Genomic DNA, 26,323 nt, shown 5'->3' with positions numbered 1-26,323 from the left:
TGTTGAAGAACTTGGAAAAGACGCATCAGAAGTAACACTTGAATCAACTTTTGATGATTTGGACGCAGATTCATTGGACTTGTTCCAAGTAATCTCAGAAATCGAAGATGCTTTTGATATCCAAATCGAAGCAGAAGATGACTTGAAAACAGTTGGTGACTTGGTTGCCTACGTTGAAGAGCAAACAAAATAAGCAGAATATAAGATAGAAGGAGTAGGGAAACCCGCTCCCTCTTGTTTAGGTAATAGTTTGATTTTCAAATTATGACAGTATCGAACTATTACGTAAGCAAGAAACGATGGAGGCACTATGAAAACGCGTATTACAGAATTATTGAACATTGATTATCCTATTTTTCAAGGAGGAATGGCTTGGGTTGCTGATGGTGATTTGGCAGGGGCTGTTTCCAAGGCTGGAGGACTAGGCATTATCGGTGGGGGAAATGCCCCGAAAGAAGTTGTCAAGGCAAATATTGACAAGATCAAATCGTTAACGGATAAACCCTTTGGTGTCAACATCATGCTCTTGTCTCCTTTTGTGGAAGATATTGTAGATCTCGTTATAGAGGAAGGTGTTAAGGTAGTGACAACAGGGGCAGGAAATCCAGGTAAATACATGGAACGCTTTCACGAAGCTGGTATTACAGTTATTCCTGTTGTACCAAGTGTTGCCCTAGCTAAACGCATGGAAAAAATCGGTGCGGATGCTGTCATTGCAGAAGGAATGGAAGCTGGGGGACATATCGGTAAATTAACAACAATGACCTTGGTGCGTCAAGTGGTGGCAGCTGTATCTATTCCTGTTATTGCTGCAGGAGGGATTGCGGATGGTGAAGGTGCTGCGGCTGGATTTATGCTAGGGGCAGAGGCTGTTCAGGTTGGAACTCGCTTTGTCGTTGCAAAAGAGTCTAATGCCCATCCAAATTATAAGGCGAAAATTTTAAAAGCTAGAGATATTGATACTACGATTTCAGCACAACACTTTGGCCATGCTGTTCGTGCGATTAAAAATCAGTTGACTCGTGATTTTGAAAAAGCTGAGAAAGATGCCTTTAAACAAGAAAATCCTGATTTGGAAATCTTTGAACAAATGGGAGCGGGCGCTCTAGCCAAAGCGGTTGTTCACGGAGATGTGGATGGTGGATCTGTTATGGCAGGTCAAATTGCAGGGCTTGTTTCCAAAGAAGAAACCGTTGAAGAAATCCTAAAAGATTTGTATTACGGAGCAGCTAAGAAAATTCAAGAAGAAGCCTCTCGTTGGGCAGGAGTTGTAAGAAATGACTAAAACGGCCTTTTTATTTGCTGGTCAAGGTGCCCAGTATCTAGGTATGGGACGGGATCTCTACGATCACTACCCTATTGTCAAAGAAACGATTGATCAAGCGAGTCAGGTACTCGGTTATGATTTGCGTTATCTCATTGATAGGGAAGAAGAAAAACTCAATCAGACTCGCTATACGCAACCAGCTATTTTAGCAACTTCAGTTGCTATTTACCGATTATTGCAAGAAAAGGGCTATCAGCCTGATATGGTTGCTGGTTTGTCCCTTGGAGAATACTCTGCCTTGGTGGCTAGCGGCGCCTTGGATTTTGAAGAAGCGGTTGTTTTGGTAGCTAAGCGTGGCGTCTATATGGAAGAAGCGGCTCCTGCTGGCTCTGGCAAGATGGTAGCAGTTCTCAATACGCCAGTAGAGGTTACTGAAGAAGCCTGTCAAAAAGCTTCTGAACTTGGAGTGGTTACCCCAGCCAACTATAATACACCTGCACAAATCGTGATTGGTGGAGAAGTGGTTGCAGTTGATCGAGCTGTTGAACTCTTGCAGGAAGCAGGTGCCAAACGCTTGATTCCTCTCAAGGTTTCAGGACCTTTTCATACCGCTCTCCTTGAGCCTGCTAGTCAGAAACTAGCTGAAACTCTAGCTCAAGTAAGTTTTTCAGATTTCACTTGTCCCCTAGTCGGCAATACAGAAGCTGCAGTTATGCAAAAAGAAGACATTGCTCAACTCTTGATGCGTCAGGTCAAGGAGCCAGTTCGTTTCTACGAAAGTATTGCAGTTATGCAAGAAGCAGGCGTAACCAACTTTATCGAGATTGGACCGGGGAAAGTCTTGTCAGGCTTTGTCAAAAAAATTGATAAAACGGCTAAACTAGCCAATGTCGAAGATCAGGCTAGCTTGGAAGCCCTATTGGGAAACAAGTAATCCCTTCTCCCATAAATACAAGAGGAAACAGGAGAAAAGAATGCAACTAAAAAATAAAAATATCTTTATTACAGGTTCGAGTCGTGGAATTGGTCTTGCCATTGCCCACAAGTTTGCTCAAGCAGGAGCCAATATTGTTTTAAACAGTCGTGGTGCAATCTCAGAGGAATTGCTCGCTGAGTTTGAAAACTATGGTGTCAAGGTGGTTCCCATTTCAGGAGATGTATCAGATTTTGCAGACGCTAAGCGTATGGTTGATCAAGCTATTGCAGAACTGGGTTCAGTAGATGTTTTGGTCAACAATGCAGGAATTACCCAAGATACCCTGATGCTCAAGATGACAGAAGCAGACTTTGAAAAAGTTCTCAAGGTTAACTTGACTGGTGCCTTTAACATGACACAATCAGTCTTGAAACCGATGATAAAAGCTAGAGAAGGTGCTATCATTAATATGTCTAGTGTTGTTGGTTTGATGGGAAATATCGGTCAAGCTAACTATGCAGCTTCTAAGGCTGGTTTGATTGGTTTTACCAAGTCTGTGGCGCGTGAAGTGGCCAATCGCAATATCAGAGTTAATGCTATTGCACCTGGAATGATTGAGTCCGATATGACAGCTGTTCTATCAGACAAGGTAAAAGATGCCATGCTGGCGCAAATTCCTATGAAAGAATTTGGGCAGGCAGAGCAGGTTGCAGATTTGACAGTATTTTTAACAGGCCAAGATTATCTAACTGGTCAAGTGGTTGCCATTGATGGTGGCTTAAGTATGTAGCAGAAGCTAGAGGTAAAAAAGATGAAACTAAATCGTGTAGTAGTAACAGGTTATGGAGTGACATCTCCAATCGGAAATACACCAGAAGAATTTTGGAATAGTTTGACAACTGGAAAAATCGGAATTGGTCCAATTACAAAATTTGATCATAGTAACTTTGATGTGCATAATGCAGCAGAAATTCAAGATTTTCCTTTTGATAAATACTTTGTAAAGAAAGATACCAACCGTTTTGATAACTATTCTTTATATGCCTTGTACGCAGCCCAAGAAGCTGTCAATCATGCTAATCTCGATGTAGAGGCTCTTGATAAGGATCGTTTTGGTGTTATCGTGGCCTCTGGTATTGGAGGAATCAAAGAAATTGAAGATCAAGTGCTTCGCCTCCATGACAAAGGACCAAAACGTGTGAAACCATTGACCCTTCCAAAAGCCTTACCAAATATGGCTTCAGGAAATGTTGCTATGCGTTTTGGAGCAAACGGTGTTTGTAAGTCCATCAATACTGCCTGCGCTTCATCAAATGACGCGATTGGGGATGCCTTCCGCTCAATTAAATTTGGTTTCCAAGACGTTATGTTGGTAGGTGGTTCAGAAGCCTCTATCACACCTTTTGCTATTGCTGGTTTCCAAGCCCTAACTGCTCTCTCAACTACAGATGACCCGACTCGTGCTTCCATTCCATTTGATAAGGACCGTAATGGTTTTGTCATGGGTGAAGGTTCTGGGATGTTGGTTCTTGAAAGTCTTGAACACGCCGAAAAACGTGGCGCTACTATCCTGGCTGAAGTGGTTGGTTACGGAAATACTTGTGATGCCTACCACATGACTTCACCACATCCAGAAGGTCAGGGAGCTATCAAGGCCATCAAATTAGCCTTGGAAGAAGCTGAGATTTCTCCAGAGCAAGTAGCCTATGTCAATGCTCACGGAACGTCAACTCCTGCTAATGAAAAAGGAGAAAGTGGTGCCATCGTGGCTGTTCTTGGTAAGGAAGTACCTGTATCATCAACCAAATCATTCACAGGACATTTGCTGGGTGCTGCAGGTGCAGTAGAAGCTATCGTCACAATTGAAGCCATGCGTCATAACTTTGTACCAATGACAGCTGGAACAAGTGAAGTATCAGATTATATCGAAGCCAATGTCGTTTATGGACAAGGCTTGGAGCAAGAAATTCCATACGCTATTTCAAATACCTTTGGTTTTGGTGGCCACAATGCAGTTCTTGCTTTCAAACGTTGGGAGAATAAATAAGTATGAATTTAAACGATATTAAAGACTTGATGGCCCAATTTGACCAGTCAAGTTTGAGAGAATTTTCTTATAAAAATGGGACGGATGAGTTGCAGTTTAGCAAGAATGAAGCTAGACTTGTACCTGAAGTTGCAGCTCAAGTCGCTCCAGCGCCCGTTCTAGCAACACCAAGTCCAGTAGCGCCTTCATCTGCTCCAGCAGAAACTGTAGTGGAAGAAACTTCGGCTCCAGCAGAAACAAGTGTGGCTGCTGAGGGAGATGTTGTAGAGAGCCCACTTGTTGGAGTGGCTTACTTGGCTGCTGGTCCAGATAAACCTGCCTTTGTAACAGTTGGTGATAGTGTTAAAAAAGGTCAAACATTGGTCATTATCGAAGCCATGAAAGTCATGAATGAAATCCCAGCTCCTAAGGATGGTGTGGTAACGGAAATTCTAGTTTCTAACGAAGAAATGGTTGAGTTTGGTAAAGGATTGGTACGTATCAAATGATCGATATTCAAGGAATCAAAGAAGCCCTTCCCCACCGTTATCCTATGCTCCTAGTGGACCGTGTGTTGGAAGTGAGCGAAGATACTATTGTTGCTATCAAAAATGTGACCATTAACGAGCCCTTCTTTAACGGTCATTTTCCTCAATACCCTGTTATGCCAGGTGTTCTGATTATGGAAGCCTTGGCGCAAACAGCTGGTGTCTTGGAGTTATCAAAACCTGAAAATAAAGGTAAACTAGTCTTTTACGCTGGTATGGACAAGGTTAAATTCAAGAAGCAAGTTGTACCTGGTGACCAATTGGTTATGACAGCAACGTTTGTAAAACGTCGCGGTACAATTGCTGTGGTTGAAGCAAAGGCTGAAGTGGATGGCAAGCTTGCAGCCAGTGGTACTCTTACCTTTGCAATAGGGAACTAAGGAGGTTCTCCATGTTTCGAAAAATTTTAATTGCCAATCGCGGTGAAATTGCGGTTCGTATTATCCGTGCGGCGCGTGAACTGGGGATTGCGACGGTGGCGGTTTATTCAACTGCTGATAAGGAAGCCCTTCATACGCTTTTGGCAGATGAGGCTGTTTGTATCGGTCCTGGTAAGTCAACTGAGTCTTATCTCAATATCAATGCGGTTCTATCAGCTGCAGTCTTGACTGAAGCAGAAGCCATTCACCCCGGTTTTGGATTTCTCAGTGAAAATTCCAAATTTGCTACCATGTGTGAAGAAGTTGGGATCAAGTTTATCGGTCCATCTGGTCATGTCATGGATATGATGGGAGACAAGATCAATGCGCGTGCTCAGATGATCAAAGCTGGTGTTCCAGTCATTCCAGGTTCGGATGGAGAAGTGCATAACTCTGAGGAAGCTTTGACTGTCGCTGAAAAAATTGGCTATCCTGTTATGCTCAAGGCTTCAGCAGGTGGAGGTGGTAAAGGGATTCGTAAGGTTGAAAAACCAGAAGACCTCGTTTCAGCCTTTGAAACGGCCTCTAGCGAAGCCAAGGCCAATTATGGCAATGGTGCCATGTACATAGAACGAGTCATCTATCCAGCTCGTCATATCGAGGTTCAAATCTTAGGAGATGAACACGGAAATGTGATTCACTTGGGGGAACGGGATTGTTCTCTTCAACGGAATAACCAAAAGGTTTTAGAAGAAAGTCCTTCGATTGCAATTGGCAAAACGCTACGCAATGAAATTGGTTCTGCTGCTGTTCGAGCTGCAGAGTCTGTTGGCTATGAGAATGCAGGGACCATTGAGTTCCTGCTTGATGAAGCCAGTGGTAAATTCTATTTCATGGAAATGAATACACGTGTTCAGGTAGAGCATCCAGTAACAGAGTTTGTTTCAGGAGTGGATATCGTTAAGGAACAGATTCGCATTGCGGCAGGTCAGCCTCTGTCTGTTAAGCAAGAAGATATTGTTCTAAGAGGGCATGCTATCGAGTGTCGTATCAATGCAGAAAATCCAGCCTTTAACTTTGCTCCAAGTCCAGGTAAGATTACTAATCTCCATCTGCCAAGTGGTGGAGTTGGCTTGCGCGTGGATTCAGCAGTTTATCCAGGCTATACCATTCCGCCTTATTATGATAGTATGATTGCTAAAATCATCGTTCACGGTGAGAATCGTTTTGATGCCTTGATGAAAATGCAACGTGCCCTCTATGAATTAGAGATTGAAGGGGTGCAGACCAATGCAGATTTCCAGCTTGACCTCATTTCAGATCGCAATGTCATTGCTGGAGATTATGATACTTCCTTCTTGATGGAAACCTTCTTACCCAAATATCAAGAAAAAGAATAAAATGACTTCAAGAGTTTAAACCGAAAAGGGGAATCAATGGCTCTATTTAGTAAAAAAGATAAGTATATTCGAATCAATCCCAATCGTTCGGTTAGGGAAAAACCTCAAGCCAAGCCAGAGGTTCCAGATGAATTATTCTCCCAGTGTCCAGGCTGTAAGCATACCATTTATCAGAAGGACCTGGGAAGTGAGCGTATCTGTCCACATTGTAGCTATACCTTTCGTATTTCTGCCCAAGAACGCTTGGCTTTGACGATTGATATGGGAACCTTCAAGGAATTGTTTACAGGGATTGAAAGCAAGGATCCCTTGCATTTCCCTGGTTATCAAAAGAAACTAGCAACCATGCGTGAAAAAACAGGTCTGGATGAAGCCGTTGTGACAGGAACAGCTCTTATAAAAGGTCAGACGGTGGCTCTTGGGATTATGGATTCCAACTTTATCATGGCTTCTATGGGTACGGTTGTAGGTGAAAAAATCACTCGTTTGTTTGAGTATGCGACTGTGGAAAAATTGCCAGTTGTCCTCTTCACAGCCTCTGGTGGAGCCCGTATGCAGGAAGGAATCATGAGTCTCATGCAGATGGCCAAGATTTCTGCAGCGGTTAAACGCCATTCAAATGCTGGTCTCTTTTACCTGACCATTTTGACAGATCCAACGACAGGTGGTGTGACAGCTTCTTTCGCTATGGAAGGAGATATCATCCTAGCTGAACCACAAAGTTTGGTTGGTTTTGCTGGGCGTCGTGTCATTGAAAATACGGTTCGTGAAAGCTTGCCTGAGGATTTCCAAAAGGCAGAATTCCTATTAGAACATGGCTTTGTGGATGCTATTGTCAAAAGAAGAGACTTACCAGATACGATTGCTAGCCTAGTCAGATTGCATGGAGGGGGTCCTAGATGAATATTGCAAAAATAGTCAGAGAAGCGCGTGAGCAGAGTCGCTTGACGACCTTGGACTTTGCGACAGGCATTTTTGATGACTTTATCCAATTACACGGTGACCGTTCTTTTCGTGACGATGGTGCAGTTGTTGGTGGTATTGGTTGGCTTGGAGACCAAGCTGTAACAGTGGTTGGTATCCAAAAAGGCAAGAGTTTGCAAGACAACCTCAAGCGGAATTTTGGCCAACCGCATCCAGAAGGCTACCGCAAGGCCCTACGGTTGATGAAACAGGCTGAAAAGTTTGGCCGTCCAGTTGTGACCTTTATCAATACAGCAGGTGCCTATCCTGGTGTGGGGGCGGAAGAACGTGGACAGGGAGAAGCCATTGCTCGCAATCTCATGGAAATGAGTGACCTGAAAGTTCCGATTATCGCCATTATTATCGGTGAAGGTGGTTCAGGTGGGGCTCTGGCTCTAGCAGTCGCAGACCGTGTTTGGATGCTGGAAAATTCTATCTATGCCATTCTCAGTCCAGAAGGTTTTGCTTCCATTCTATGGAAAGATGGCAGTCGTGCTATGGAAGCGGCAGAACTGATGAAAATCACTTCGCATGAACTGTTAGAAATGGACGTGGTGGATAAGGTGATTTCTGAAGCAGGACTTTCTAGTAAAGAACTGATTAAGAGTGTCAAAAAAGAACTCCAAACTGAGCTAGCCATGCTTTCACAAAAACCGATAGAAGAGTTGTTGGAAGAGCGCTATCAACGATTTAGAAAATACTAATACCTCAGAATACATAAAAACTAGAACTGACTGCCAGTTCTAGTTTTTATGTGGTTCTTACTCTGTATCAAGGACGAGGTAAAAGGTGCTTGGGAAACCAAACACCTTTTCGATTATTCATTTTCTTCAGTTACAAATTGACTAAGCAGTCCGTTGATAAAGCGGGCTGATTTTTGATCTGAAAAATTCTTAGCAAGTTCAATAGCTTCATTGACTGCTACCAGCTGAGGTGTATCAAATGATGTGATTTCAAAGATACCCAAGCGTAGTAAGTTTTTTTCGACCAAGGTCAATCGTTCAACTGTCCAGCCTGACTTGAGGTGCTGGTTGATTTGTTTATCCAACTCGTCTTTTTGAGCTTGAACACCAGAAACCAAGTTCAGAAGAAAGGCAGGGATTTGCACATCTTCATCTTCACGGTCATGTGTATATGCAAAGTGACAAGCTGTTTCCATATCTGTGCCGAATTCAAGGCTCATGAGGGCTTGAAAAGCGCATTTACGAAGTTCGCGTCTAGATTCTAATAATGGACTAGTCATTGAGGAAGTCCTCGTTAAATAGATCTTTCAACTCAGGTTTTGGTGTTTTATCTGGAACGATTCCTGCAACATGGATGTTAACAGCAGCAAGTTCCACATCAGCCATATCTCGGACAGCATCTTTGACTGCTTTTTGAATAGCAAGAGCCACTTTTGGTACTTTCACACCGTACTCAAGATAAAGGTAGATGTCAGCAGTTAGTTCTTCGTTGCTTTCTTTTAAGTAGACGCCACGACCAAGAGAGAGTTTTGATAGGGTATCAGATACGGATTTATTTGAAAATGAGTGGACACCTTCAACTTTAGCAGTTGCGATGGCAATGATTTTTTCAAGTACACGTGGAGCGATAACGATTTCGCCAAATTGTTCTTCAATTCCCATAGAATGACCTCTTTCTAGAGATTAGGCACGAGAAACGTAAGTTCCTTCTGCAGTGTTGATGATCAATTTTTGTCCAGCTTCGATGAAGTCAGGAACGTTGACAACAAGTCCAGTTTCCATAGTCGCTGGTTTACCAGAACCTGTAACAGTAGCACCTTTGATAGATGGTTGTGTTTCAGCGACTGTCAATTCAACAGTAGTTGGTACAGTTACACCGATTACTTCAGTTCCGTAGAATTGGATTTTCACATCAGAGTTTTCAAGGATGTAAAGCAATTCATTTTCAACGTTTACGACTGGGATTTCGTATTGGTCGTAAGTTTCAGTGTTCATGAAGTAGGCAGTTTCATCCATTTTGTACAAGTATTGAGCTGGCACAGTTTCGATAATAGCTTGTTCGAATTTTTCTTCTGGACGGTAGCTTGTATCAAATGTAGAACCAGTACGGACATCACGCAATTTCATACGCATGATTGTGTTTCCTTTACCTGGTTTGTGGTGGCTAGCTTCCAAAACGCGGATCAATTTTCCGTCTGCAGTTTCAAATGTCATACCAGCTTTCAATTTGCTTGCTTCAATCATGTTTTTACCTCTTTAATAAATATTGTTACTCTTTATTGTACCATAAAATCTTCTGGAAATAAAGCCAAAATAGTTATTGGGAGATGGTAGGGGAGAAAAAAACCAACCTCAGGGCTGGTTTCTTTTATATATTACTCTTCTTTCAACTTTGCCAATTCTTGGGCAAGGAGTTTAAGGGCGACTTGTGGGTTGGCTTGTCCTTTGGTTGCTTTCATAAGGAAGCCTGTGAAGGCCTTATCTGCGTTACGTTTACCTGACTTGAAGTCGGCAACAGCGGCTTCGTTATCGGCAAAGACTTGGTGGATGATTGGAATCAAGACAGCTGGATCTGAGATTTGAACCATGCCTGCTTTTTCCACATATTCACGCGCACCGCCGCCATTTTTAGCCAGGTGGACAAAGACTTTCTTGGTCGTAGCTGAGCTCTTCAAGAAGGATATGGGATTGAGGCTAATGAGAAGATAGATTTCTTAATTTAAATGATTATTAAACTATATTATAATCTTTAAAAATTATCTAAGATATACTTGTCGTTATTTACTAGCAGTTATCTTCTTTATGGAATGATGTTCAATGAGCCACCCTACAATCCACCCCGTCGCTAGCAAGTAATTTTCGAAAGCACCGATAGCATTTACAGGAGAATGATACTCCATAAAATTGACTAAGTGATTTGTTCCTATTCCAATCCCACCGAAGATGAGAGCGAGAAGCACGATTCGTAGATAGAACCAATCGTACTTAATATTGACACCGAGAATAAGAATCAATACAGCTAGGTTCCATATTCCAATTTCTCGTTGCCAACCAGCAGAGATTCCATACCCGGAGTGACTTCCCATGTATGATGGAAAGAAAATTTGTAGTATAGAAGCGCCTAGCATAGCGATGATGACTAAAACAAATAGCAATCGTAAAAATTTGTTCATTTTTTCTTCTTTCTAAAATAGAAAAAGGTATATAAAAAGTCTGTTATTCATCTTCTTTCAACTTCGCTAATTCTTGGGCAAGGAGTTTAAGGGCAACTTGTGGGTTGGCTTGGCCTTTGGTTGCTTTCATAAGGAAGCCTGTAAAGGCCTTATCTGCGTTGCGTTTGCCTGACTTGAAGTCGGCAACTGCGGCTTCGTTATCGGCAAAGACTTGGTGGATAATTGGAATCAAGACAGCTGGATCTGAGATTTGAACCATACCTGCTTTTTCCACGTATTCACGCGCGCCACCGCCATTTTTAGCTAGGTGGACAAAGACTTTCTTGGCAATCTTAGAAGAAATCGTGCCGTCTTCGATGATGGCAATCATTTCAACCAAGTTTTCTGGTGTCAATTCGATTTGTTCTAGTGTCTTGCCTTCAGCATTCAAGAACTGAGCGACTTCCCCTTGGAGCCAGTTAGAGACTTGTTTGGCATCGCCACCGAGGGCAACAGCTTTTTCAAAGAAGTCAGAAGTGACTTTATTTGCGGTTAACTGGCTAGCATCGTAGTCTGACAAACCAAGTTGAGATACGTAGCGAGCTCGGCGTTCTTTTGGAAACTCTGGTAACTCTGTACGCATTTCCTCAATCCACTCGTCTGAGATTTCAAAGAGTGGTAGGTCTGGTTCTGGGAAGTAGCGGTAGTCTGCAGCACCTTCCTTGACACGCATGAGGATAGTTGCCTTGTTGGCTTCATCGTAGCGGCGTGTTTCTTGGCGGATTTGACCACCTGAGCGAAGGATTTCAGCTTGACGTTGAACTTCGTATTCAAGACCTTTGCGAACGTTTGAGAAGGAGTTGAGGTTCTTCAACTCAGTCTTGGTACCGAATTTTTCTTGACCATAAGGGCGAAGGGAGATATTGGCATCCACACGCATAGAACCTTCTTCCATCTTAACGTCAGAAATACCAGCATACTGGATAACTTCCTTGAGGGCAGTTAGGTAAGCGTAGGCTTCTTCAGGAGAACGCATGTCAGCTTCAGATACAATCTCAATCAATGGCACCCCTTGGCGGTTGAGGTCAACATAAGAGTAGCCATCTGTACCATGGGTGTTTTTACCAGCGTCTTCCTCTAGGTGGGCACGTTCGATACCGATTTTCTTAGTTGTACCGTCTTCTAGTTCCACTTCAATCCAGCCATTATAGCCGATTGGCTCATCAAACTGAGAAATTTGGTAGGCTTTGGGATTATCAGGGTAGAAGTAGTTCTTGCGGTCAAAGTGCATCTTTTTGTGGATGTCCATGTTGAGGGCAAGAGCTGCCTTGATACCGGCATCGACAACACCTTTATTGAGAACTGGCAGAACTCCTGGGAAAGACCAGTCAATCACATTTGTATTGGCATTTTGGTCATTTCCAAAGTGGGCAGAAGTAGGTGAGAAGATTTTTGAATTGGTGTTGAGCTCTACGTGGACTTCAAGTCCAATGACTGTTTCAAAGTTCATTAGTTGTCACCTCCAAAAATCACGGGTTGTTGTTTGTGGTAGTCTGTTGTTGCTTCAAAGGCAGCAGCAGCTTGGTAAATGGTTTCTTCTGAGTACTTAGGACCAATCAATTGTAGACCGACAGGTAGACCTTGAGAGAATCCAGCTGGAATCGAAATTCCTGGGAGACCTGCCAGGTTGACTGGGATGGTCAAGAGGTCAGCTAAGTACATGGCAACTGGGTCGTGGTTAAGTGAGTCCAAGTCATAAGCAACACTTGGTGCAGTTGGTCCCAAAATCAAGTCGTAATCCGCGAAGACTTTTTCGAAATCTTGGATGATGAGGGTACGGACCTGACCAGCTTTCTTGTAGTAAGCATCGTAGTAACCTGATGAAAGGCTGAAAGTACCTAGCATGATACGGCGTTTAACCTCTTCACCGAAACCTTGGCTACGGCTGTTTACATAGATTTCATCAAGGTTAGTCGCATCCTCTGCGCGGTAGCCGTAACGGATACCGTCAAAGCGTTGCAAGTTTGATGAAGCTTCAGATGAAGCGATAATGTAGTAAACTGCAACACCGTATTTTGAGTGAGGAAGGCTAACTTCTTCGACGATGGCACCGAGTTTCTCGAAGTGTTTAGCGGCATTCAGAATGGTTTCCTTAACCTCTGGGTCAATTCCTTCACCAAGGTATTCCTTAGGTAAAGCAATTTTCATGCCCTTGATGTCTTGACCGATTTTTGAAGTAAAGTCGGCAATGCGGACAGGAGCAGAAGTAGAGTCTTTGGCATCTTCGCTGGCAATCGCATTGAGCAAGAGGGCGTTTTCCTTAACAGTAGGAGCAAAAGGTCCGATTTGGTCTAATGAGCTACCGAAGGCAATGAGACCGAAACGAGAAACTGTTCCGTAGGTTGGTTTGAGACCAACAATCCCGTTGAAGGCAGCAGGTTGGCGGATAGAACCACCAGTATCAGAACCAAGTGACAAGCGGACTTGTCCTGACGCTACAGCTGCGGCAGAACCACTAGACGAGCCACCAGGAACCTTGCTTTGATCCCAAGCATTTTTAGTGGCACCATAGTGAGAAGTCTCACCTGAACCACCCATGGCAAACTCGTCCATGTTAGTCTTCCCAACGACAATCATGCCTTTAGCCTTTGCATTGGAAACGGCTGTCGCATCAAAGATAGGCTCATAGTTGTAGAGCATTTTTGAGGCAGCAGTTGTGAGAATACCGTCAGTAGAGATATTATCTTTAACTGCAAGTGGAATTCCTGAAAGGACATTATCAGCGTCAATTCCAGCTTCATCAATAGCTTTAGCTTGAGCAAGAGCTTGGTCTTCAGCGATGGTAACAAAAGCGTTAATAGCTGTCTCGCGAGACTTGATATCTTCAAGCGTAGCTTGTGTCAATTCTGTTGCTGAAATTTCCTTAGAGACAAGGAGATTGTGCAAGTCTTCAATGGTTTTATTGTTAAAAGTCATTAGGCATCTCCTCCATCGTCTAGGATAGCTGGTACCTTGATATAGTAGTTGACTTTTTCAGGTACGTTTTTAAACAAGCGATCACGGTCTGTTCCTTCTTCGGCCACATCAGGGCGGAGTACAGTCTTGCGGTCAGCCATAGTCGTAGTAGGTGCGACACCGGTTGTGTCAACTTCGCCCAGCAATTCAACCATGTCAACAATCTTAGACAAGGTAGTCGCAAAGGCAGCAGTTTCTTCTTCAGAGAATCTTAATTTTGAAAGATTGGCAACGTGTGTTACCTCTTCTTGCGTAATTTTCATCTTGCATCCTTTCGTGAAATGATGATTTTTAGTCTGTTCTATTTTACCATATTTTCCTATAAATAAGGGAGGGGGAGCTGAAAAGAAATAGAAATTGAAAAAAATGCTAAAATCCGATATAATGGAGTGTTGAAAGGAATGGTAAAATCCAATGTAAAATCATTCTTAGCTATTGAAATAACTAAAAATAGAAAATCAAAGAAAGAGAACTTATGAATATTCAAGAAGAAATTAAGAAACGTCGTACTTTTGCCATCATCTCCCACCCGGACGCAGGGAAAACAACCATCACGGAGCAGTTGCTCTACTTTGGGGGCGAGATTCGTGAAGCTGGTACGGTTAAAGGAAAGAAAACAGGGACTTTTGCCAAGTCTGACTGGATGGATATCGAGAAGCAACGTGGGATTTCGGTGACCTCATCTGTGATGCAGTTTGACTACGATGGTAAGCGCGTGAATATCCTCGACACGCCAGGGCATGAGGACTTCTCAGAAGATACCTATCGTACCTTGATGGCGGTGGATGCTGCGGTCATGGTGGTGGACTCTGCCAAGGGTATCGAGGCCCAAACTAAGAAATTGTTTGAGGTTGTGAAACACCGTGGTATTCCAGTCTTTACCTTTATGAACAAGCTAGACCGTGACGGACGTGAGCCACTGGACCTCTTGCAAGAATTGGAAGAAGTATTGGGCATTGCTAGCTACCCGATGAACTGGCCAATTGGGATGGGGAAAGCCTTTGAAGGCTTGTATGATCTCTATAACCAACGCTTGGAGCTCTATAAAGGGGATGAGCGTTTTGCTAGTCTAGAAGATGGGGACAAACTCTTTGGTAGCAATCCTTTCTACGAGCAAGTCAAGGATGATATTGAACTTTTAAATGAAGCTGGTAATGAGTTTTCAGAGGAAGCTATTCTGGATGGAGAATTGACACCAGTCTTCTTCGGTTCAGCTTTGACAAACTTTGGTGTGCAGACCTTCCTTGAGACCTTCCTTAAGTTTGCTCCAGAACCACATGGGCACAAGAAAACAGATGGAGAAATTGTGGATCCTTACGACAAGGACTTCTCAGGATTTGTCTTTAAAATCCAAGCCAACATGGACCCTCGACACCGTGACCGTATTGCCTTTGTACGTATCGTATCGGGTGAATTTGAACGTGGTATGAGTGTCAACTTGCCTCGTACTGGTAAGGGTGCTAAACTGTCTAATGTTACCCAGTTTATGGCGGAAAGTCGTGAGAATGTGACTAATGCCGTGGCAGGAGATATCATCGGGGTTTACGATACAGGTACTTATCAGGTTGGGGATACCTTGACGGTTGGAAAAAACAAATTTGAATTTGAACCACTGCCAACCTTTACACCTGAGATTTTCATGAAAGTTTCTGCCAAGAATGTCATGAAGCAAAAATCCTTCCACAAGGGAATCGAGCAATTGGTGCAAGAAGGAGCCATTCAGCTTTATAAGAATTACCAAACAGGCGAGTATATGCTGGGTGCTGTCGGCCAACTCCAGTTTGAAGTCTTCAAGCATCGTATGGAAGGCGAGTACAATGCGGAAGTAGTCATGAGCCCAATGGGTAAAAAGACCGTTCGCTGGATCAAACCTGAGGACTTGGATGAACGCATGTCATCAAGTCGCAATATCTTGGCTAAAGACCGTTTTGACCAACCAGTCTTCCTCTTTGAAAATGACTTTGCCCTCCGCTGGTTTGCGGACAAGTATCCAGATGTAGAGTTAGAGGAGAAGATGTGACTCAGTACCAACAATTGGAACTAAAGTTCCTAATTGCTGGACGCTAGTCGCTATTTGGCGAACTAGCTAACTGCCTCACTAACTGAGTTTTACAAATGGAATCGATTTGTAAAACTCAGTGTCGTAATCTAATAATAGGTAACCGCTATGGCGGCTTACCTAAACGCTTCACTAGGAAAAATCCACGAATGGTATCGATTCGTGGGCTTTTCCGTTGTAACTGGTAGTGAGAGGTCTAGCTAACTGTCTTACTAACTATGTGTGGTAAATGAAATTGATTTGTAAAAATTAGTGTCGTGGATAATAAGACAGCAAAGTATGTGGGGTTTTACCTTAGCCCTCTATCAAAAAGATGTTGAATATTAGACCTTATTCATTTTACTATTAACCTTTATGGTAATAACTTACAAATAAAAGAAAACTTCAGATATTCACCTTTTGTGATTGGTCTGAAGTTTTCTTTTTTACTGTCCATATTTTTTATAAAAATCAACTTTTACTTGGATGAAGGTTTTGGCTTCACGTAGGAGTTGAAGAAGGGTGGCACGGGTTTCAAATTCTTCTCTTGTCTTGGGCAGACGGCGGTTCCGGAAGACTTCCAGATAACGTTCAATTTCATCTAGCAAATCAGAAGCAGGATTGGTCTGGCTCAGTTGACCTGCAATTTTTGAAAAGAGCTGCGCTAAAATCAGGCTTTCACTGGCAGCTAGGTGACAGGTGTTGATTTGCTGGGCCATGTTTCGCAGGATGCGACTTTGTCGCTGTCTCATCTCAAAGTAGTGAATATGGTAATCAGTCTGGTGAAAGAGGTGGTCTGAGTGATCCAAATAGACCAGTCTGAGGGCTTCTTCCAAAAGGGTGTCTAATTCTTCAACCAGTTGTGCTCGGTTGCGTCCATCCCCTCTGGATAAATAATATTTGAAGCGCTGGAGGATATCTTTTAACTTTTCTTCTACTAATGTGTGGTAATGCTGGATGTCCTCTTCTCGTGAAGGCATGTAGAGATTAACAAGCAAGGCAAATCCTGTACCGATAGCAAAGAGAAGGAATTCATTGACTAGAAGGTCTGGAGAGGTTGACTCTTGTACCAAGAGATGGCTAACCAAAACAGTACTTGGTGTGATGCCAATTTCCCAGCCCATCTTGTAGGCTAGAGGAACATAAAGAGCTAGATAGAGGCCAAGGCTCCAGATATGAAATCCGCTCAAGTGAAAAGCCAGAACTCCGATAACCAAAGCTAGAAGCATGGAAAAGAGGCGATTGCGGGCCAATTTTATGGTACTTCTACGGGTATCGGATAGGCTCAAGAGGGCGATGATTCCAGCTGAAACTGCTGAGGAGAGATTGAGAAAATAAGCAAGAAGGCAGGCAAGACAGGTAGCTAAGATGAGCTTAGTCGTACGTTGGCTAATAGACATAAGGATTTCCTAGTAAGTTAGAATAAAAGCGGAAAAGACAAGACCTGAGCAGGCTTGTCTTTATGAGTTATTTTTTACGGGCTGCTGCGTATTCGGCAACAGCAGTAAAGAGGACATCTGTTGAAGAGTTAAGGGCTGTTTCACATGAGTCTTGGATGACCCCAATCACAAATCCAACCCCAACAACTTGCATGGCAATATCGTTAGAAATACCAAAAAGGCTACAAGCAACTGGGATAAGAAGGAGGGATCCTCCGGCAATACCAGAAGCACCACAGGCTGAGATTGCGGCAACTACACTGAGGACAAAGGCTGTGGCAAAGTCAACAGGGATTCCAAGAGTATTTACTGCAGCAAGGGTTAAAACGTTAATAGTAATCGCTGCCCCTGCCATGTTGATAGTAGAACCAAGTGGGATAGAAACAGAATAGGTATCTGGATCCAGACCGAGGTCGTGGCAAAGTTTCATATTGACAGGGATGTTAGCCGCAGAACTACGAGTGAAGAAGGCTGTAACACCGCTGACACGCAAACATTTCCAAACGAGGGGATAAGGGTTTCTCTTCATAAAGAGGAAGGCAATCAATGGATTGACAACCAGAGCGACAAAGAACATAGTTGTCACCAAGAGGGCAAGCAAGATTCCGTAGTTAGCTAGGCTTCCGATTCCCTTATCAGAGATGGTTTTGAAGACAAGACCAAGGATACCAAATGGAGCTAGATTGATGATCCATTCGACAATCTTAGAAGTCACATCAGCCATAGTTTTCAGCAATTCTTTACTATTTTTGCTGGCCTCTCTCATAGCAATCCCGAAAACAACTGCCCAAGATAAGATACCGATGTAGTTAGCAGTAACGAGGGCATTGACTGGATTGTCAACCAGTTTGAGCAAGAGATTGCTGAGGACCTGGCCAATTCCATCTGGTGGAGCGATTTCTGTATTGGCACTATTTAAGGTAATCTCAACAGGGACGATGAAGCTTGCTAGGACAGCAACAAGTGCCGCTGCAAAGGTTCCCACCAAGTAAAGGAGGATAACCGTTTTCATGTTGCTATCTTGACCCTTTTGATGTTGGGAAAGGGCATTGGCAACGAGGGCAAAGACTAGAATAGGTGCGATGGCTTTGAGGCCACCAACAAAGAGATCTCCAAGTAAACCAATTCCTGAAATGTTAGGAAGTGTCAGCCCTAGGGTTCCTCCAATAAGCATACCAATCAAAATCCGTTTGATTAGGCTTGCCTTATTCCAAGCATGAATGATTTTTTTCATAACAATCTCCTTTGTTGTGTAATGTTTATGATTATAGTATAAATATGAGCTAAAATCAAGAATTTTCTGTCTATTTTGGCTATTATTTTTGAATATTTATGGAGATTCATCACTTGTGAAAGTATGGTATAATAAATGAAAGGAGTTTTCTATGCAAGAATTTATTCAAACCTACCTCAATAAGCTTGATATAACAACGATTATTGAGAATATCTTAACCAAGTTAATTTCTCTGTTATTTCTATTTTTGCTATTCTATATAGCTAAGAAACTACTTCATACCATGGTGCAGAGAATTGTTAAACCTTCTTTAAAAATGTCTCGTCATGATATCGGGCGTCAGAAAACCATCTCACGTCTGTTAGAAAATGTGTTTAATTATACCCTTTATTTCTTTTTGCTTTACTGCATTTTGTCGATTTTAGGTTTGCCAGTTTCTAGTTTGCTGGCAGGGGCTGGGATTGCTGGGGTGGCTATTGGGATGGGAGCCCAAGGTTTTCTGTCTGATGTCATCAATGGTTTTTTCATCCTCTTTGAACGTCAACTGGATGTGGGAGATGAGGTCGTTTTGACAAATGGTCCTATTACTGTCTCGGGCAAGGTTGTCAGTGTCGGCATTCGAACAACGCAACTCAGAGGAGAAGACCAGGTTCTGCACTTCGTTCCCAATCGGAATATCACCGTCGTCAGCAATTTCTCTCGTACAGACCAGGCCTGAAATTTTAGCAGATTTATGGTACAATAGAAAGAGTTTAATAAAGGAGAAAAGATGGTTTTAGAAAAGCAGTTGGGCAATGGTTGTACCTGGATAGACCTTGATGTGGATAAGATTAAAAATATGGAAGATCTTTCTGACATCTATGGATTGGACAAGGAAACCATTGAGTATGCTCTGGATAGAAATGAACGAGCTCATATGGATTATAACCGTGAAACGGAGACGGTAACCTTTATTTATAATGTTCTTGATTTAGAAAAAGACAAAGAATATTATGAAGCGATTCCCATGACCTTTATCGTCGAAAGACAACGAATGATTACCATCAGCAACCATAAGAATGCTTATGTCATTGATCAGATGTCAGCTTATCTGGATAGCCATGAGTCGCTTTCTATTTACAAGTTTCTCTTTGCTGGTTTAGAGATTATCAGTAACGCTTATTATCCTGTCATTGAAGAGATGGATAAAAGTAAGGACGAAATTAGTGCCTTGCTACGTCAAACTACAACAAAGAAAAATCTCTTCGCCCTCTCTGACTTGGAGACTGGTATGGTTTACTTGACAGCAGCAGCAAAACAAAATCGACTCCTCTTGGAACATATCCAGGGCCATGCTCTTTATCGGAGATTTAATGATGTCGAACGAGAGCAGTTTGATGATGCCATGATTGAAGCCCATCAGTTGGTGTCTATGACAGACTTGATTTCTCAAGTCTTGCAACAACTCTCAGCTTCTTACAACAACATCCTAAACAATAACTTGAATGATAGTTTGTCAATTTTGACTATTATCTCCGTCTTACTAGCAGTACTTGCGGTTATTACAGGTTTCTTCGGAATGAATGTTCCTCTACCATTTACAGAAGAGCCAAATGCTTGGATTTATATCTTAATGACTAGCTTGATTTTATGGGTGGCCTTATCTCAATGGCTGAAGAAAATTACTAGAAAATAAAAGAAAAGGAGCCAAAATGGTGATTGAAAACTACATGCCAGACTTTGCTGTGGAAGCAGTCTATGATCTGACAGTCCCAAGCCTGCAGGCGCATGGAATCAAGGCTGTTTTGGTCGATTTGGACAATACCCTCATTGCTTGGAACAACCCTGACGGGACGCCAGAGATGAAGCAATGGCTACATGATCTTCGGGACGCGGGCATTCGCATCATTGTGGTATCAAATAACACTAAAAAACGCGTCCAACGAGCAGTTGAGAAATTTGGGATTGACTACGTTTATTGGGCTCTGAAGCCCTTCACATTTGGGATTGACCGTGCCATGAAGGAATTTCATTATGAGAAAAGTGAAGTGGTCATGGTTGGCGACCAGCTCATGACAGATATACGAGCAGCCCACCGTGCAGGCATTCGCTCGATTTTAGTCAAACCCTTGGTCCAACATGACTCGATCAAAACACAGATCAACCGAGCTCGTGAGCGCCGTGTGAAGCGAAAAATCACTGAAACGTACGGACCGATTACATATAAAAAAGGAATTTAACTATGGAAGAAATTCTCTGTATTGGTTGTGGAGCAACCATTCAGACGACAGATAAGGCTGGTCTTGGTTTTACCCCCCAGTCGGCACTTGAAAAAGGTTTGGAAACTGGCGAAGTCTATTGCCAACGCTGTTTCCGTCTCCGCCACTATAATGAAATCACGGATGTCCAGTTGACGGACGATGATTTCCTCAAGCTCTTGCACGAGGTGGGAGACAGTGATGCCTTAGTGGTCAATGTCATTGATATCTTTGATTTTAATGGCTCTGTCATTCCAGGCTTGCCACGCTTTGTCTCGGGAAATGATGTCCTCTTGGTTGGAAATAAAAAAGATATCCTGCCCAAGTCAGTTAAACCAGGCAAGATTAGCCAGTGGCTCATGGAACGTGCCCACGAAGAAGGTCTTCGTCCAGTCGATGTCGTCCTAACTTCAGCACAAAACAAACATGCCATTAAGGAAGTCATTGACAAGATTGAACACTACCGTAAGGGCCGCGATGTCTATGTGGTCGGTGTAACCAACGTTGGAAAATCAACCCTCATCAATGCCATCATTCAAGAAATCACGGGTGATCAGAATGTCATCACGACTTCGCGCTTCCCAGGGACAACCTTGGACAAAATTGAGATTCCGCTTGACGACGGTTCTTATATCTACGATACGCCGGGAATTATCCACCGCCACCAGATGGCTCACTACTTGACGGCTAAAAACCTCAAGTATGTCAGCCCTAAAAAGGAAATTAAACCCAAAACCTATCAGCTCAATCCTGAACAAACACTGTTTCTAGGCGGTCTCGGACGCTTTGACTTCATTGCGGGTGAAAAGCAAGGATTCACAGCCTTCTTTGATAATGAACTCAAACTCCACCGAACCAAGCTTGAAGGAGCTAGTGCTTTCTATGACAAGCATGTAGGAACCCTTCTGACACCACCAAATAGCAAGGAAAAAGAAGATTTTCCAAAACTAGTCCAACATGTATTTACCATCAAGGACAAGACAGACCTAGTTATCTCTGGACTCGGCTGGATCCGCGTAACAGGAACAGCCAAAGTCGCCGTCTGGGCACCAGAAGGTGTCGCAGTCGTCACGCGAAAAGCAATTATTTAAAATAAAATTACTGAGCGAACAAAGTGAGCTCATAAAGAGATAGTTATTGCTGTGGTGTCTTGCCAATCTGTAGATTGGCAAGGGGCACAATTGAGACCAAGGCTCAATTGTGAGGTCAGGAAATCCATTTTTCAAAGATGAGATCTTTGGAAAATTAGTTCCGACCGTCCCTCACCACCTAAAATAACTATCAAAAAGCAAGGAAGAAATTATGTCATTAACATCAAAACAACGTGCCTTCCTCAACAGCCAGGCACACACACTCAAACCCATCATCCAAATCGGAAAAAATGGACTCAACGACCAAATCAAAACCAGCGTCCGTCAAGCTCTTGATGCCCGTGAATTGATCAAGGTGACTCTTTTGCAAAACACCGATGAAAATATCCACGAAGTAGCTGAAATTTTGGAAGAAGAAATCGGTGTGGACACAGTCCAAAAAATCGGACGCATCTTGATTTTGTTTAAAGAATCCAGCAAGAAAGAAAATCGCAAGATTTCTAAAAAAGTCAAAGAAATCTAAAAAAACTACTCCAAACAACTGTTTTTACAGAGAAATAAAGGAGACTAGCCTATGGCAATCGAATTATTGACTCCCTTTACCAAGGTAGAGTTGGAGCCAGAAATCAAGGAGAAAAAACGCAAACAAGTCGGGATTTTAGGGGGGAATTTTAACCCTGTTCACAATGCGCATCTGATTGTTGCTGACCAAGTACGGCAACAGTTAGGACTGGATCAAGTTTTGCTCATGCCTGAGTACCAACCTCCTCACGTAGATAAAAAGGAAACCATCCCTGAACACCATCGTCTCAAGATGCTTGAATTGGCGATTGAGGGGATTGAAGGGCTAGCCATTGAAACAATCGAGCTAGAGCGCAAGGGCATTTCCTACACCTACGACACCATGAAGATTTTGACAGAGCAGTATCCAGATACGGATTATTACTTTATCATCGGGGCCGACATGGTGGACTATTTGCCTAAGTGGTACCGAATTGATGAGCTGGTCGACATGGTTCAGTTTGTAGGGGTTCAGCGCCCACGCTACAAGGCTGGAACTTCCTATCCAGTTATCTGGGTGGATGTGCCTCTCATGGATATCTCATCCAGCATGGTGCGGGACTTCCTTGCCCAAGGTCGGAAACCCAACTTTCTCCTGCCTCAGCCGGTGCTAGACTACATCGAGAAGGAGGGGCTCTACTGATGGCCTATCAAGACTATATCAACTGCTCTCGCGAGGCTTTGTTGGAAAAAATGACAGAGCTTTTACCTGAAAAACGCTTAACCCATTGCTTGGGTGTGGAGCGTGCAGCCATAGAACTAGCCCAACGATTTGGAGTAGATGTCGAGAAAGCAGGACTAGCAGGCCTTCTTCATGACTACGCTAAAAAGCTGTCAGATCAGGAATTTCTAGACCTGATTGACCGTTATCAGCTGGATCCTGATCTCAAAAACTGGGGCAATAATGTCTGGCATGGCATGGTTGGCATCTACAAGATTCAGGAAGATTTGGATTTGCATGATTCAGAAATCCTGCGAGCCATTGAAATCCATACAGTCGGTGCTGGTCAGATGACAGACCTAGATAAAGTCATCTACGTCGCAGACTATATCGAGCACAATCGTGCCTTTCCAGGAGTAGATGTGGCACGTGAGATTGCAAGTTTATCGCTTAATAAGGCGGTGGCCTACGAAACAGCTCGTACCGTGGAGCATCTAGCTCATCAGGGATTCTCTATCTATCCCCAAACCCTTGAAACCTATAACGCCTTTGTGCACTATTTGAAAGAGGACTAAATGAAGACGGCTTTTATAATCATTGATGTTCAGAATATTTTAGTGGAAACTGGTTTTCAGACAAATAGTCTATTGGAAAAAATTTCTTATTTACAAAACCAGGCTAGAAGCAAGAATATTGAAATTGTCTATGTTCAACATATTGAGAACGCTGAAGCTCAAACATCAGAAGATTGGCAGTTATCTGAGCTTTTAAGTCGAAAACCTAATGAAAAGGTCTTTCAGAAGAAGTATAACAGTATTTTCAAAGAAACTGGTTTAAAAGAATACTTGGATAAACAGGGGATTGAAAAATTAGTTTTATGTGGTATGCAGACAGAATATTGTGTGGATACCTCTGTCAAGGTTGCCTTTGAATATGGCTATCAGCTTATTATTCCAGAAGGAACTTGCACAACGTTTGATGGGAAAGACATTCCAGCAGAAACGATAAATGAATTTTATGAGGGCATTTGGGAGGGGCGCTTTGCAGATGTCCTAGATTACAAGCATATTTTCTAGAAAGAGGACTAAATGAACGAAAAAGAATTACTAGAACTAGTCGTGAAAGCGGCTGATGAGAAACGTGCGGAGGATATCCTCGCACTTGATGTCCAAGATTTGACTAGCGTGACTGACTACTTTGTTATTACTAGTTCAATGAATAGCCGTCAGTTGGACGCTATCGCTGATAATATCCGTGAAAAAGTAGCCGATGCAGGCTTTAAAGGCAGTCATGTCGAAGGAGATGCAGCTGGAGGTTGGGTCCTACTAGACCTCGGCTCTGTTGTCGTGCATGTCTTTTCAGAAGAAATGCGTGCCCACTATAACTTAGAAAAGCTATGGCATGAGGCGGAGTCAGTAGATATTTCAGAAGCTCTTGCTTAGAAGACGAACTCAGTTGTAGCCAACTGGGTTTCTTTGCTTATTTTAGAAAAAATGGATAGAAAGGTATAGGGCGAGTGGTGTTTGCCATGGAGGCTCTTGGTATCATGATTATGGCAACTTATGAAACCTTTGCGGCGGTCTATGATGCGGTCATGGACGATAGTTTATATGATAAATGGACGGATTTTTCTCTGGGTCATTTGCCTAAGACAAAGGAGAGAAAAAAACTCTTGGAATTGGCTTGTGGGACAGGCATCCAGTCTGTACGCTTTTCTCAAGCTGGTTTTGATGTGACTGGACTTGACTTGAGCGCAGATATGCTGAAGATTGCGGAGAAGAGAGCGGCTTCAGCCAAACAAAAGATTGATTTTATTGAAGGCAATATGTTGGATTTGTCCAAGGTAGGTCAATACGACTTTGTCACTTGTTATTCGGACTCTATCTGCTACATGCAGGATGAGGTGGAAGTAGGGGATGTTTTTAAGGAAGTGTATAATGCCCTTAATGAAGATGGAGTTTTCATCTTTGATGTGCATTCGACCTACCAGACAGACGAAGTTTTTCCAGGCTATTCTTATCATGAAAATGCAGAAGATTTCGCCATGCTATGGGATACCTATGAGGATGCGGCGCCTCACTCTATCGTTCATGAGTTGACTTTCTTTGTCAAGGAAGCGGATGGTTCCTTTAGTCGCCACGATGAAGTGCATGAGGAGCGAACCTATGAGGTCTTGACCTATGATATTTTGCTGGAACAGGCCGGATTCAAATCCTTCAAACTCTTTGCGGACTTTGAAGACAAAGAGCCAACAGAAACCAGCACCCGTTGGTTTTTTGTGGCGCAGAAGTAGGAGATTATCATGACCATCACGGGTATTATCGCGGAGTTCAATCCTTTTCATAATGGCCACAAATACCTGCTTGAGCAGACGAAGGGGTTGAAAATTGTGGCCATGTCTGGGAATTTCATGCAGAGAGGCGAGCCTGCTATCGTGGACAAGTGGACACGAGCCCAGATGGCGCTTGAAAATGGTGCTGATCTGGTAGTGGAACTGCCCTTTTTAGTCAGTGTTCAGGCGGCGGATTTCTTTGGCCAAGGGGCTGTGGATATCTTGGCTCGGTTGGGTATTGATAGCCTCGCTTTTGGAACAGAAGAAGTTCTGGATTATCAAAAAATCGCTGACTTATACGCAGAGCAAGGTAGAGAGATGGAGAATTTTGTGGAAAATCTGCCTGATTCTCTCTCCTATCCCCAGAAAACCCAAGCCATGTGGAAGGAATTTGCTGGTCTTGATTTTTCAGGCCATACACCCAATCATGTTCTTGCTTTGGCCTATGCCAAGGCGGTTGCGGGACGAAATATCAAGCTGTATCCGATTCAGCGTCAGGGGGCTGGTTACCATTCTGTGGACCAGGATGTGGACTTCGCCTCGGCGACAGCCCTCCGTCAGCACCAAAGGGACAAAGATTTCTTAGAACGATTTATGCCTTCTGTTGCCCTATTTGAGCAGACCAGTAAAGTGAGCTGGGAAGACTATTTTCCTTTGCTCCGCTATCAAATCTTGTCAAATCCCGACATAACCACCATCTATCAGGTCAATCAAGAAATGGCTGTGCGCATTAAAGAGACCATCAAGACAGTCCAGTCTGTGGAAGACTTGATTGAGGCGGTTGCGACCAAACGTTACACCAAGGCGCGTGTCAGACGCCTTTTGACCTATATCTTGGTGCAGGCTAGAGAAAGTGACTTGCCAGAAGGCATCCATGTTCTTGGCTTTACTGAAAAAGGCAGGCAACATCTCAAGTCTTTGAAAGGGCAGGTCGATCTAGTCAGCCGAATTGGCAAAGAACCTTGGGATGCTATGACCCAAAAGGCAGACCAGATTTACCAACTGGGAAATCCAAGTATAGCAGAGCAGAATTTTGGAAGAGTACCGATTAGAATAGAAATAAACTAAGTCTACTGAAAAGTAGGCTTTTTCTCAAGTCTCTACTAAACTACTATTTCTAA

Annotated in this window: 31 protein-coding genes and 1 pseudogene; 22 read left to right on the top strand and 10 right to left on the bottom strand. The window is 43.1% G+C overall.

Going from position 1 to position 26,323, the window contains the following annotated elements; genetic code table 11:
- From QMQ21_RS07290 to QMQ21_RS07245, 10 genes are all read left to right on the top strand, one after another.
- The coding region (locus QMQ21_RS07290) for an acyl carrier protein (RefSeq protein WP_261814180.1) at positions 1-193 on the top strand (193 nt) is incomplete at its 5' end.
- Between the two features lie 117 nt (positions 194-310).
- Positions 311-1,285 (top strand): enoyl-[acyl-carrier-protein] reductase FabK, encoded by a 975-nt coding sequence (gene fabK, locus QMQ21_RS07285; protein WP_023945583.1) that lies wholly within the window; start codon positions 311-313, stop codon positions 1,283-1,285.
- The gene (gene fabD / locus QMQ21_RS07280) at positions 1,278-2,201 is read left to right on the top strand and encodes an ACP S-malonyltransferase (RefSeq protein ID WP_261814179.1); all 924 of its coding nucleotides are present in this window, start codon (positions 1,278-1,280) and stop codon (positions 2,199-2,201) included. The genes fabK and fabD overlap by 8 nt, the downstream gene beginning before the upstream one ends.
- A 40-nt stretch (positions 2,202-2,241) precedes the next feature.
- Positions 2,242-2,973, top strand: a complete 732-nt coding sequence (fabG, locus tag QMQ21_RS07275) for a 3-oxoacyl-[acyl-carrier-protein] reductase (RefSeq protein WP_261814178.1) — start codon at positions 2,242-2,244, stop codon at positions 2,971-2,973.
- Between the two features lie 21 nt (positions 2,974-2,994).
- A complete protein-coding gene (gene fabF, locus QMQ21_RS07270) occupies positions 2,995-4,230 on the top strand; it encodes a beta-ketoacyl-ACP synthase II (protein ID WP_261814177.1) in 1,236 nt (411 codons plus the stop codon).
- Between the two features lie 2 nt (positions 4,231-4,232).
- Positions 4,233-4,718: an acetyl-CoA carboxylase biotin carboxyl carrier protein gene (accB, locus tag QMQ21_RS07265; RefSeq protein WP_284525281.1), complete on the top strand. Its 486-nt coding sequence runs from the start codon at positions 4,233-4,235 to the stop codon at positions 4,716-4,718.
- Positions 4,715-5,137: a 3-hydroxyacyl-ACP dehydratase FabZ gene (fabZ, locus tag QMQ21_RS07260; RefSeq protein ID WP_000565515.1), complete on the top strand. Its 423-nt coding sequence runs from the start codon at positions 4,715-4,717 to the stop codon at positions 5,135-5,137. The genes accB and fabZ overlap by 4 nt, the downstream gene beginning before the upstream one ends.
- A gap of 11 nt (positions 5,138-5,148) precedes the next feature.
- Positions 5,149-6,516, top strand: a complete 1,368-nt coding sequence (locus QMQ21_RS07255; RefSeq protein WP_049500260.1) for an acetyl-CoA carboxylase biotin carboxylase subunit — start codon at positions 5,149-5,151, stop codon at positions 6,514-6,516.
- A 36-nt stretch (positions 6,517-6,552) separates the two neighbouring features.
- Positions 6,553-7,419: an acetyl-CoA carboxylase, carboxyltransferase subunit beta gene (accD, locus tag QMQ21_RS07250; RefSeq protein ID WP_081529523.1), complete on the top strand. Its 867-nt coding sequence runs from the start codon at positions 6,553-6,555 to the stop codon at positions 7,417-7,419.
- The gene (locus QMQ21_RS07245) at positions 7,416-8,183 is read left to right on the top strand and encodes an acetyl-CoA carboxylase carboxyl transferase subunit alpha (protein ID WP_084950870.1); all 768 of its coding nucleotides are present in this window, start codon (positions 7,416-7,418) and stop codon (positions 8,181-8,183) included. The genes accD and QMQ21_RS07245 overlap by 4 nt, the downstream gene beginning before the upstream one ends.
- Positions 8,184-8,296: 113 nt before the next feature.
- Here QMQ21_RS07245 and nusB read toward each other — a convergent pair whose 3' ends face one another.
- From nusB to gatC, 8 genes and pseudogenes are all read right to left on the bottom strand, one after another.
- Complete coding sequence (nusB, locus tag QMQ21_RS07240) at positions 8,297-8,722, bottom strand: transcription antitermination factor NusB (RefSeq protein ID WP_000203640.1); 426 nt, start codon at positions 8,720-8,722, stop codon at positions 8,297-8,299.
- The gene (locus tag QMQ21_RS07235; RefSeq protein ID WP_000510577.1) at positions 8,715-9,104 is read right to left on the bottom strand and encodes an Asp23/Gls24 family envelope stress response protein; all 390 of its coding nucleotides are present in this window, start codon (positions 9,102-9,104) and stop codon (positions 8,715-8,717) included. Before QMQ21_RS07235 ends, nusB begins: the two co-directional genes overlap by 8 nt.
- Positions 9,105-9,125: 21 nt before the next feature.
- Positions 9,126-9,686 carry an elongation factor P gene (gene efp, locus QMQ21_RS07230; protein WP_000568643.1) on the bottom strand — a complete coding sequence of 187 codons (561 nt, stop codon included), beginning with the start codon at positions 9,684-9,686 and terminating at the stop codon, positions 9,126-9,128.
- A gap of 131 nt (positions 9,687-9,817) precedes the next feature.
- Positions 9,818-10,111, bottom strand: a pseudogene (locus QMQ21_RS07225) (Asp-tRNA(Asn)/Glu-tRNA(Gln) amidotransferase subunit GatB); the annotation flags it as partial.
- Between the two features lie 108 nt (positions 10,112-10,219).
- Entirely contained in the window at positions 10,220-10,615 is a 396-nt protein-coding gene (locus QMQ21_RS07220) for a hypothetical protein (RefSeq protein ID WP_049487037.1), read from the bottom strand.
- Between the two features lie 43 nt (positions 10,616-10,658).
- Entirely contained in the window at positions 10,659-12,104 is a 1,446-nt protein-coding gene (gatB, locus tag QMQ21_RS07215; RefSeq protein ID WP_049487038.1) for an Asp-tRNA(Asn)/Glu-tRNA(Gln) amidotransferase subunit GatB, read from the bottom strand.
- Positions 12,104-13,570, bottom strand: a complete 1,467-nt coding sequence (gene gatA, locus QMQ21_RS07210) for an Asp-tRNA(Asn)/Glu-tRNA(Gln) amidotransferase subunit GatA (RefSeq protein WP_261814176.1) — start codon at positions 13,568-13,570, stop codon at positions 12,104-12,106. Before gatA ends, gatB begins: the two co-directional genes overlap by 1 nt.
- On the bottom strand, positions 13,570-13,872 hold the full coding sequence (gene gatC, locus QMQ21_RS07205) for an Asp-tRNA(Asn)/Glu-tRNA(Gln) amidotransferase subunit GatC (protein ID WP_261069876.1): 303 nt from the start codon (positions 13,870-13,872) through the stop codon (positions 13,570-13,572). The genes gatA and gatC overlap by 1 nt, the downstream gene beginning before the upstream one ends.
- A 212-nt stretch (positions 13,873-14,084) precedes the next feature.
- On the opposite strand from gatC, the gene QMQ21_RS07200 reads away from it, so the two are divergent.
- On the top strand, positions 14,085-15,629 hold the full coding sequence (locus QMQ21_RS07200) for a peptide chain release factor 3 (RefSeq protein WP_125851457.1): 1,545 nt from the start codon (positions 14,085-14,087) through the stop codon (positions 15,627-15,629).
- A gap of 464 nt (positions 15,630-16,093) precedes the next feature.
- Here the strand turns inward: QMQ21_RS07200 and QMQ21_RS07195 are convergent, their stop codons facing one another.
- Positions 16,094-17,047: an aromatic acid exporter family protein gene (locus QMQ21_RS07195; protein ID WP_261056927.1), complete on the bottom strand. Its 954-nt coding sequence runs from the start codon at positions 17,045-17,047 to the stop codon at positions 16,094-16,096.
- 67 nt (positions 17,048-17,114) lie between these two features.
- Positions 17,115-18,320, bottom strand: coding sequence for a serine/threonine transporter SstT (gene sstT / locus QMQ21_RS07190; RefSeq protein WP_020902997.1), 1,206 nt, complete (start codon positions 18,318-18,320; stop codon positions 17,115-17,117).
- 151 nt (positions 18,321-18,471) lie between these two features.
- Here sstT and QMQ21_RS07185 point away from each other — a divergent pair, with 151 nt between their 5' ends.
- The 11 genes from QMQ21_RS07185 to QMQ21_RS07135 all read left to right on the top strand — a co-directional run bounded on the left by QMQ21_RS07185 (position 18,472) and on the right by QMQ21_RS07135 (position 26,270).
- Positions 18,472-19,038 (top strand): mechanosensitive ion channel family protein, encoded by a 567-nt coding sequence (locus tag QMQ21_RS07185; protein WP_261035012.1) that lies wholly within the window; start codon positions 18,472-18,474, stop codon positions 19,036-19,038.
- Between the two features lie 51 nt (positions 19,039-19,089).
- The gene (locus QMQ21_RS07180; RefSeq protein ID WP_000242267.1) at positions 19,090-19,995 is read left to right on the top strand and encodes a magnesium transporter CorA family protein; all 906 of its coding nucleotides are present in this window, start codon (positions 19,090-19,092) and stop codon (positions 19,993-19,995) included.
- Positions 19,996-20,011: 16 nt separating this feature from the next.
- Complete coding sequence (locus QMQ21_RS07175) at positions 20,012-20,539, top strand: YqeG family HAD IIIA-type phosphatase (protein ID WP_049500248.1); 528 nt, start codon at positions 20,012-20,014, stop codon at positions 20,537-20,539.
- 2 nt (positions 20,540-20,541) lie between these two features.
- A complete protein-coding gene (gene yqeH, locus QMQ21_RS07170) occupies positions 20,542-21,648 on the top strand; it encodes a ribosome biogenesis GTPase YqeH (RefSeq protein WP_020901601.1) in 1,107 nt (368 codons plus the stop codon).
- 211 nt (positions 21,649-21,859) lie between these two features.
- Positions 21,860-22,171, top strand: a complete 312-nt coding sequence (gene yhbY, locus QMQ21_RS07165; RefSeq protein ID WP_261814175.1) for a ribosome assembly RNA-binding protein YhbY — start codon at positions 21,860-21,862, stop codon at positions 22,169-22,171.
- A gap of 51 nt (positions 22,172-22,222) precedes the next feature.
- The gene (locus QMQ21_RS07160) at positions 22,223-22,852 is read left to right on the top strand and encodes a nicotinate-nucleotide adenylyltransferase (protein WP_004255416.1); all 630 of its coding nucleotides are present in this window, start codon (positions 22,223-22,225) and stop codon (positions 22,850-22,852) included.
- Positions 22,852-23,445 carry a bis(5'-nucleosyl)-tetraphosphatase (symmetrical) YqeK gene (gene yqeK, locus QMQ21_RS07155; RefSeq protein WP_049502047.1) on the top strand — a complete coding sequence of 198 codons (594 nt, stop codon included), beginning with the start codon at positions 22,852-22,854 and terminating at the stop codon, positions 23,443-23,445. The genes QMQ21_RS07160 and yqeK overlap by 1 nt, the downstream gene beginning before the upstream one ends.
- On the top strand, positions 23,446-23,946 hold the full coding sequence (locus tag QMQ21_RS07150; RefSeq protein ID WP_004255420.1) for a cysteine hydrolase family protein: 501 nt from the start codon (positions 23,446-23,448) through the stop codon (positions 23,944-23,946).
- Between the two features lie 12 nt (positions 23,947-23,958).
- Positions 23,959-24,312: a ribosome silencing factor gene (gene rsfS, locus QMQ21_RS07145; RefSeq protein WP_004255425.1), complete on the top strand. Its 354-nt coding sequence runs from the start codon at positions 23,959-23,961 to the stop codon at positions 24,310-24,312.
- 110 nt (positions 24,313-24,422) lie between these two features.
- Entirely contained in the window at positions 24,423-25,163 is a 741-nt protein-coding gene (locus tag QMQ21_RS07140) for a class I SAM-dependent DNA methyltransferase (protein ID WP_004255427.1), read from the top strand.
- A 9-nt stretch (positions 25,164-25,172) separates the two neighbouring features.
- A complete protein-coding gene (locus QMQ21_RS07135; RefSeq protein ID WP_049500243.1) occupies positions 25,173-26,270 on the top strand; it encodes a nucleotidyltransferase in 1,098 nt (365 codons plus the stop codon).
- Positions 26,271-26,323: the final 53 nt, after the last annotated feature.

Source organism: Streptococcus bouchesdurhonensis (assembly GCF_948472335.1).
This window is presented reverse-complemented; position numbering and strand designations above follow the sequence as displayed.

What these genes read in the sequence shown, in the direction of transcription:
- fabK (WP_023945583.1), top strand. Translation starts at nt 311, where the DNA reads ATGAAAACGCGTATTACAGAATTATTGAACATTGATTATCCTATTTTT.
- fabD (WP_261814179.1), top strand. Translation starts at nt 1,278, where the DNA reads ATGACTAAAACGGCCTTTTTATTTGCTGGTCAAGGTGCCCAGTATCTA.
- fabG (WP_261814178.1), top strand. Translation starts at nt 2,242, where the DNA reads ATGCAACTAAAAAATAAAAATATCTTTATTACAGGTTCGAGTCGTGGA.
- fabF (WP_261814177.1), top strand. Translation starts at nt 2,995, where the DNA reads ATGAAACTAAATCGTGTAGTAGTAACAGGTTATGGAGTGACATCTCCA.
- accB (WP_284525281.1), top strand. Translation starts at nt 4,233, where the DNA reads ATGAATTTAAACGATATTAAAGACTTGATGGCCCAATTTGACCAGTCA.
- fabZ (WP_000565515.1), top strand. Translation starts at nt 4,715, where the DNA reads ATGATCGATATTCAAGGAATCAAAGAAGCCCTTCCCCACCGTTATCCT.
- QMQ21_RS07255 (WP_049500260.1), top strand. Translation starts at nt 5,149, where the DNA reads ATGTTTCGAAAAATTTTAATTGCCAATCGCGGTGAAATTGCGGTTCGT.
- accD (WP_081529523.1), top strand. Translation starts at nt 6,553, where the DNA reads ATGGCTCTATTTAGTAAAAAAGATAAGTATATTCGAATCAATCCCAAT.
- QMQ21_RS07245 (WP_084950870.1), top strand. Translation starts at nt 7,416, where the DNA reads ATGAATATTGCAAAAATAGTCAGAGAAGCGCGTGAGCAGAGTCGCTTG.
- nusB (WP_000203640.1), bottom strand. Translation starts at nt 8,722, where the DNA reads ATGACTAGTCCATTATTAGAATCTAGACGCGAACTTCGTAAATGCGCT.
- QMQ21_RS07235 (WP_000510577.1), bottom strand. Translation starts at nt 9,104, where the DNA reads ATGGGAATTGAAGAACAATTTGGCGAAATCGTTATCGCTCCACGTGTA.
- efp (WP_000568643.1), bottom strand. Translation starts at nt 9,686, where the DNA reads ATGATTGAAGCAAGCAAATTGAAAGCTGGTATGACATTTGAAACTGCA.
- QMQ21_RS07220 (WP_049487037.1), bottom strand. Translation starts at nt 10,615, where the DNA reads ATGAACAAATTTTTACGATTGCTATTTGTTTTAGTCATCATCGCTATG.
- gatB (WP_049487038.1), bottom strand. Translation starts at nt 12,104, where the DNA reads ATGAACTTTGAAACAGTCATTGGACTTGAAGTCCACGTAGAGCTCAAC.
- gatA (WP_261814176.1), bottom strand. Translation starts at nt 13,570, where the DNA reads ATGACTTTTAACAATAAAACCATTGAAGACTTGCACAATCTCCTTGTC.
- gatC (WP_261069876.1), bottom strand. Translation starts at nt 13,872, where the DNA reads ATGAAAATTACGCAAGAAGAGGTAACACACGTTGCCAATCTTTCAAAA.
- QMQ21_RS07200 (WP_125851457.1), top strand. Translation starts at nt 14,085, where the DNA reads ATGAATATTCAAGAAGAAATTAAGAAACGTCGTACTTTTGCCATCATC.
- QMQ21_RS07195 (WP_261056927.1), bottom strand. Translation starts at nt 17,047, where the DNA reads ATGTCTATTAGCCAACGTACGACTAAGCTCATCTTAGCTACCTGTCTT.
- sstT (WP_020902997.1), bottom strand. Translation starts at nt 18,320, where the DNA reads ATGAAAAAAATCATTCATGCTTGGAATAAGGCAAGCCTAATCAAACGG.
- QMQ21_RS07185 (WP_261035012.1), top strand. Translation starts at nt 18,472, where the DNA reads ATGCAAGAATTTATTCAAACCTACCTCAATAAGCTTGATATAACAACG.
- QMQ21_RS07180 (WP_000242267.1), top strand. Translation starts at nt 19,090, where the DNA reads ATGGTTTTAGAAAAGCAGTTGGGCAATGGTTGTACCTGGATAGACCTT.
- QMQ21_RS07175 (WP_049500248.1), top strand. Translation starts at nt 20,012, where the DNA reads ATGGTGATTGAAAACTACATGCCAGACTTTGCTGTGGAAGCAGTCTAT.
- yqeH (WP_020901601.1), top strand. Translation starts at nt 20,542, where the DNA reads ATGGAAGAAATTCTCTGTATTGGTTGTGGAGCAACCATTCAGACGACA.
- yhbY (WP_261814175.1), top strand. Translation starts at nt 21,860, where the DNA reads ATGTCATTAACATCAAAACAACGTGCCTTCCTCAACAGCCAGGCACAC.
- QMQ21_RS07160 (WP_004255416.1), top strand. Translation starts at nt 22,223, where the DNA reads ATGGCAATCGAATTATTGACTCCCTTTACCAAGGTAGAGTTGGAGCCA.
- yqeK (WP_049502047.1), top strand. Translation starts at nt 22,852, where the DNA reads ATGGCCTATCAAGACTATATCAACTGCTCTCGCGAGGCTTTGTTGGAA.
- QMQ21_RS07150 (WP_004255420.1), top strand. Translation starts at nt 23,446, where the DNA reads ATGAAGACGGCTTTTATAATCATTGATGTTCAGAATATTTTAGTGGAA.
- rsfS (WP_004255425.1), top strand. Translation starts at nt 23,959, where the DNA reads ATGAACGAAAAAGAATTACTAGAACTAGTCGTGAAAGCGGCTGATGAG.
- QMQ21_RS07140 (WP_004255427.1), top strand. Translation starts at nt 24,423, where the DNA reads ATGGCAACTTATGAAACCTTTGCGGCGGTCTATGATGCGGTCATGGAC.
- QMQ21_RS07135 (WP_049500243.1), top strand. Translation starts at nt 25,173, where the DNA reads ATGACCATCACGGGTATTATCGCGGAGTTCAATCCTTTTCATAATGGC.